7 protein-coding genes are annotated in these 4,955 nt (G+C 66.5%); all 7 read right to left on the reverse strand.

Annotated features, from left to right (window positions below; translation table 11 throughout):
* A partial coding sequence (locus tag GZ093_RS20200; protein WP_296489475.1) for a PAS domain-containing protein occupies positions 1 to 590 on the reverse strand: 590 nt, incomplete at its 3' end.
* Positions 587 to 877 carry a circadian clock KaiB family protein gene (locus tag GZ093_RS20205; protein WP_296489477.1) on the reverse strand — a complete coding sequence of 97 codons (291 nt, stop codon included), beginning with the start codon at positions 875 to 877 and terminating at the stop codon, positions 587 to 589. The genes GZ093_RS20200 and GZ093_RS20205, both read right to left, overlap by 4 nt.
* 250 nt (positions 878 to 1,127) lie before the next feature.
* Positions 1,128 to 1,604 carry a nuclear transport factor 2 family protein gene (locus tag GZ093_RS20210; protein ID WP_296489478.1) on the reverse strand — a complete coding sequence of 159 codons (477 nt, stop codon included), beginning with the start codon at positions 1,602 to 1,604 and terminating at the stop codon, positions 1,128 to 1,130.
* Positions 1,601 to 2,392: an SDR family NAD(P)-dependent oxidoreductase gene (locus GZ093_RS20215; RefSeq protein ID WP_296489479.1), complete on the reverse strand. Its 792-nt coding sequence runs from the start codon at positions 2,390 to 2,392 to the stop codon at positions 1,601 to 1,603. Before GZ093_RS20215 ends, GZ093_RS20210 begins: the two co-directional genes overlap by 4 nt.
* Before the next feature lie 97 nt (positions 2,393 to 2,489).
* On the reverse strand, positions 2,490 to 3,035 hold the full coding sequence (locus GZ093_RS20220) for a DUF3833 domain-containing protein (protein WP_296489481.1): 546 nt from the start codon (positions 3,033 to 3,035) through the stop codon (positions 2,490 to 2,492).
* Entirely contained in the window at positions 3,032 to 4,306 is a 1,275-nt protein-coding gene (locus GZ093_RS20225; RefSeq protein ID WP_296489483.1) for an MFS transporter, read from the reverse strand. The genes GZ093_RS20220 and GZ093_RS20225 overlap by 4 nt, the downstream gene beginning before the upstream one ends.
* A gap of 80 nt (positions 4,307 to 4,386) precedes the next feature.
* Positions 4,387 to 4,955 (reverse strand): chalcone isomerase family protein (locus GZ093_RS20230; RefSeq protein WP_363261198.1); only part of this gene is annotated, 569 nt, incomplete at its 5' end.

A 4,955-nucleotide genomic window follows, 5' to 3' on the forward strand; every position in this document is an offset into this window, starting at 1 on the left:
AGCAGTTCCTTGAACTTCTGGTCGGCCTGTTTACGTTCGGTGACGTTCAGGTGCATGACGACGGCGCCGTGCGGGGATTGACCGGCCAGCGGTGTCACGACCAGCAGGAACCAGCGTTTTTCGGTGGGCGAATGACAGGGATATTCGAGCGAAAAACTCTTGGCCGCGCCCGCCAAGACCGCACGAATGCCGGCGGCTGCCTGGTGCGCCTGGGCCGCGTCATCGCCCCGGGCGTGTTCGCAAATCTCAAGGTAATTGAGGCCGGGTCCAATGGCGGGTTCTTGGGGCATGTTGGTGCCGGCAAACAGCCGCCATGCCTCGTTCACCGAGACGATGAGGCCCTGGGCATCGAGCAAGGCGATATGCGCGGGCAGGGCATTGAGAATGGCGGCCTGCTTGGTGGCTTCGTTGTGACGCTGGTGGTCCTGGGCGCGCCGCAGCAGGACGGTGCGACCGCGCCGGTCCGTCACCGTGTCCACCTCGCCTGCCGTCAGGTCCTCCAGGCGTTGCCCGGTTGCGTGCAGCGTCTCGATGAGCGCGGTGACTTCCTTATGGGTGGCGCCCCCAGGGCTTGTTTTTTCCGGGTTCATGCCGCGCCGCTTTCCAGGCCCAGCGCCTGCAACACGGCCTGTGTCTGGCTCAGCGTGCCGACAATGGTTTGCACCGGCAGCGGCGCCAGCTTGACCAGCATGGGCGTCATGAAGATGGCGTCGGCCAGCGCCCGCTTGGGTTCGTTGAACACATCCACGACTTCGATCTCATGTCGCCCGGCCAAGTGGGCGCGGCACAGCGCCGCCAGGTTGGCACGCGCCTGTGCCGAGTTCAGCGCGTCGCCTGCCACATAAAGCCGGAACTTGAAGCGGGGGGCTTGGCTCATGCGGGGCTCACTTCCCGCATCCGGGCGCCGTGGTGCTCGCCTTCGCGAGGTCAGATGGGATCGATTTCATGTGATTGAGCGTGGTGATCAGCGCAGAAGCCCCAATTTAGCCGAAAAACCGGTAAGCCTACTCTGCACATGACAACTATGGGCTTGTTGGCGGTGGCGGTCTGTGCGCTGCCCCACACACAAGATGCCTCGTCGGCCGAGGCTCATTCAAGCTGCTTGGGGGGTGGCCGGCGGATGGATGCTACGCTTTGGCCCGCTTTTTCAGCCAGCGCATCAGACTGCCCAAAAATGGTAACTTTTCGTAAAATTCCTCGGCAGCATCCCAATAATCGCGGTGCAGCGTGATCAGGCCCTGCGCTGAGAACACCAGTTGCGAGGCGCCGCGGATGACTTGGCCGCTGTCGGGTTTGAACGCCTTGAACGCAAAGCGGAACTCCCAGGTCAGGAAGCACTGGCGGCCTTGCAGCACCTGGCCGGTCACGACAAAACGCGGGGCCTGCAACGCCACAAACATGTGCTCAAAAATCGCCCGGATAGCAGTCACGCCCTGCACCTCGTTGAACGGGTCCTTGAAGCGCGCCTGCGCGTCGTAAAAAGCGCCCAGATCGGCGACGCTGGCGGGCGTGAGCGACTCAAAAAAGACCACCACGCGGGCCACAGTCGCCTCAAGGTCTGCGGGCCCGTTCGCCAGCGACTTCGCCGCAGTTGATGTGCTCATTGGGTCGCCCTTTTCACCAGAAAGAAGAAGGCCCGGTCGGGCAGGATGCGCAGCGCCTGTAGCCACAGCGTGAAACGCTTCGGGAAATGGATCTCGAAGGCGCCGCGCGCCCAGCCCTGCACGATCGCGCTTGCGGCCTGCGTGGGCGTCAGCAAGGCCGGCATGCTGAACTCATTGCCGGCGGTGAGCGGCGTTTGCACAAAGCCGGGGTTGATGAGCGACACGCCGATGCCCCGGGGGCGCAGGTCCTGGTACAGCGTTTCAGCCAGGTTGATCAGCGCCGCCTTGGTCGGGCCATAAGCCAGGCTCTGCGGCAGGCCGCGGTAGCCGGCCACGCTGGCGACCAGGCTGATGTGGCCGGCGCCGCGCGCCAGCAGGGCGGGCAGCACGGCGTCCAACACGTGCAGGGCGCCGACGTAGTTCACCTCGAGGTGGCGCAGCATGTCAGGCAGGTCCAGCGCATCGGCGCGCATGGCGCTGTAGTGACCGGCGCAGTACAGCACGCAGTCCAGCGGGCCCTGCGCCAGCAGTTGCTTTGCTGCTGCCTGCACCGCAGGTCGGTCGGTGGCGTCCAGCGTCAGCGCCTGGCTGCCGGGGTGGCGCTGGACAAAGGCGTCAAGCGCCTGCGCCTGGCGCGCCGACACGATCACGCGCGCGCCCAAAGCATGCAGCGCAGCCGCGGTGGCCTCGCCGATGCCGCTGGAGGCGCCGACGATCCACACGGTCTTGCCGTGCCAGTCTTGCATCGGGCGGTTCAGGGCCGGGAACAGGGTGGGGAAAAGTCTCATCGGCAATTGGTTACTTTAATATTGATAGCTGCTTGTGCAATGGCGACGAGGGCTAGAGGCCAATTTCTTATAAATTTTTCGACATTTGCTGGAAAACTCAGCGTTTGGCAAATGACAGCGTGACCTCGCCCAGGCGCACGCCGAACTTGCGCATCGTCGCCTTGTTCAGCATCACTTTGTCGCTCATCAGGTACATCCAGTCGTCGAACTGCACCTCGTAGACTTTGTTGTCCACCGGCAGGCTCAAGGTGTAGGTCCAGTGAAAAGCGTTGCCCCGGCTCTCGCCCTGCGCCTCGCCGACCACGTCATCGGCGCGGCCGGTGAAGCGGCCGTCGGCCAGTTTGGTCAGGCGCCAGATACGTTTCTGGGTGCTGCCGTCGGAGTAAGTGAAATCCTCGTCGAGCACGCCCGCGTCGCCCTGCCAGCTGCACTTCATGACCACGGTAAAGCGTTTGACCACGGTGCCGGAGCGGTCGGTGAAGACGCCGTAAGCGTCGAGCGTGCCGTTGAAGTACTGCTGCAGATCGAGTATGGGTCTTTCTGTCGCATAGGACTCGATCTGTTGCGAGGCGCAGCCGCTCAACAACAGGGCGGAACTGGCGACAGCGGCGGTGCCAAGGGCTAGAGCTAAGCGTCTTTTCATGGGGTCTTTCGGATGATGAGTTGGTACAAGAGGCCGGCGGCGATCAGCTTGAGCGCGCACGGCAAGAGGCAATAGGCCCAGCTCAGGGTTTGCAGCGCAGCCGCGTCGCGCGTGCCGGGCACGTAGCCCAGCGCGCCCAGCAGCGGCAGCGCGAGCCCGGCGGCCAGCGCCAGGTTGAGCTTGGTGGCGAAGTTCCACCAGCCAAAATAAGCGCCCTCGGCGCGGCCCTGGTCGCCGCTGGCCTGGATGGTGCCGGCCAGCAGCGCGCCGGGCAGCGCCAGGTCGGCACCCAGGCCGACGCCCGACAGCGCGCACACCAGCACAAAAGGCAGGACGTCGCCTGCGCCCAGCGTGGCGGCAAACACAAACACGGCGATGGACAGCAGCATGCCCAGGCCCCAGCTGCGCGCCAGGCCAAAGTGCTGCACCACGCGCAGCCACAGCGGCAGCGCGAGCGCGGCGCACAGGAAATAGCTGCCCAGAAACAGCGCTTCGCTGCTGGGCGGCGCTTGCAGCCGGTCCTGCACAAAAAACAGCAGCAGCGTGGCCGGCACGGCGCTGGCGATGCCGTTGACCACAAACACCGCCAGCAGCGCGCGAAACTCGGGCCGCGCAAAAGGCAGCCACAGGGAGGGGGCCTTTTGCGCGGCGCCCGGGCCCAAGCGCTCCGGCTGCGCACCAGGCACGGCTTGCGCGTGTGTGGGCAAGGCCGGGTGGCTGGGTGCGACGCGCGGCCGTCGTGCCCCGCGCAACGCCAGCCACCCGGCCATCAACGCTACGAAAAGCAGAGCGGCTGTCGCAGGCAGGCCGAGGGCTGCGGGCGCAATCGATGCAAAGATGACGCCTAGCAGCGCCAGCCCTTCGCGCCATGCCACCACGCGGCTGCGCTGCTGCTCGTCGCCGCCCAGCATGGCGCCCCACGACTGGTGCAGGATGCTCAGGGCGCTGTAGGCCACATAGGTCAGGAGCAGGCACAGCGCGGCCCACAGCAGCAGCGCGGGCAGTTCGCGCACGGGCGGGAAGAACAGGGCCGCAAAGCCCAGGCCCAGCAGCGCCGCAGCCAGCGCGCCCCAGCCCAGAACTGCGTTCACGGAACGGGCAAACAGGCGGTCGCTCCAGCGCCCGAGCAGCGGGTCAATCACCGCGTCAAACAGGCGCGCGCCCAGCAGCAGCGCGCCGAGCATGGCTAGCGGCACGCCAAAGGCGCGGGCGTAATGGTTCGGCAGCACGACATACAGCGGCAGGGCCACAAAAGCCAGCGGGAATCCCATCAGGCCGTAGCGCCAACCGTCCCGCCAGCTGAACGCTGGCGTTGCCACGCGGCGCGCCACGGCGGCCGTCATGTCAACCGTCATGGCGCCGCCCGCGCCAGCAACGCGCTGCGCAGTTGCGGCTCACTGGTGGAGGGCGCCAGCCAGATGCCAAAAAACAGGCGGCTGAACGCCGGATCGGCAATGGCGGCGCGAGGTTGCCCGTTGAACCAGAAGCGCGCGCCTTCCCCCGGACTGTGCCGCCCGGTGATGCGGTCGCCCGCGTTGACATCGGGAAAGGCGTCTTGCATGGCGGCCAGCCAGCGCTGCGCCTGCGCCGGCGCAATGGCGGCGCCGCGGCGCATTTCCTCCAGCGAGCGCTCGGCAATCGAGCGGCCCCTCAAATCCCGGAGATAGGCCAGCTCCAGCATGAGCTCGTGCTGCGCGAAGCGGCTGGCGCGAAAATCGTCCAACACCCAGAGCCGGGCGTCGTAGACATCAAAACCAAAAAAGCGCATGCGCGCCGAGCCGGCCGAGCGCGCGCCGCTCAAGGCGCTGCGCACCTCCGCGGGCGGCTCCACCGTGGCGGGGTCCTGCGCCTGGGCCGCCTTGGCGCCCGCGCCCAGTCCCGCACCCAGCAGCAGCGCGCTGGCGCCCACGCGCAAGACGG

The organism is Rhodoferax sp. (genome assembly GCF_010365055.1).
Lineage (GTDB): Bacteria > Pseudomonadota > Gammaproteobacteria > Burkholderiales > Burkholderiaceae_C > Rhodoferax.

Excerpts from the sequence above, each read along its gene's own strand:
- GZ093_RS20225 (WP_296489483.1), bottom strand. The coding sequence starts at position 4,306 with ATGGGATTCCCGCTGGCTTTTGTGGCCCTGCCGCTGTATGTCGTGCTG.
- GZ093_RS20210 (WP_296489478.1), bottom strand. The coding sequence starts at position 1,604 with ATGAGCACATCAACTGCGGCGAAGTCGCTGGCGAACGGGCCCGCAGAC.
- GZ093_RS20220 (WP_296489481.1), bottom strand. The coding sequence starts at position 3,035 with ATGAAAAGACGCTTAGCTCTAGCCCTTGGCACCGCCGCTGTCGCCAGT.
- GZ093_RS20215 (WP_296489479.1), bottom strand. The coding sequence starts at position 2,392 with ATGAGACTTTTCCCCACCCTGTTCCCGGCCCTGAACCGCCCGATGCAA.
- GZ093_RS20205 (WP_296489477.1), bottom strand. The coding sequence starts at position 877 with ATGAGCCAAGCCCCCCGCTTCAAGTTCCGGCTTTATGTGGCAGGCGAC.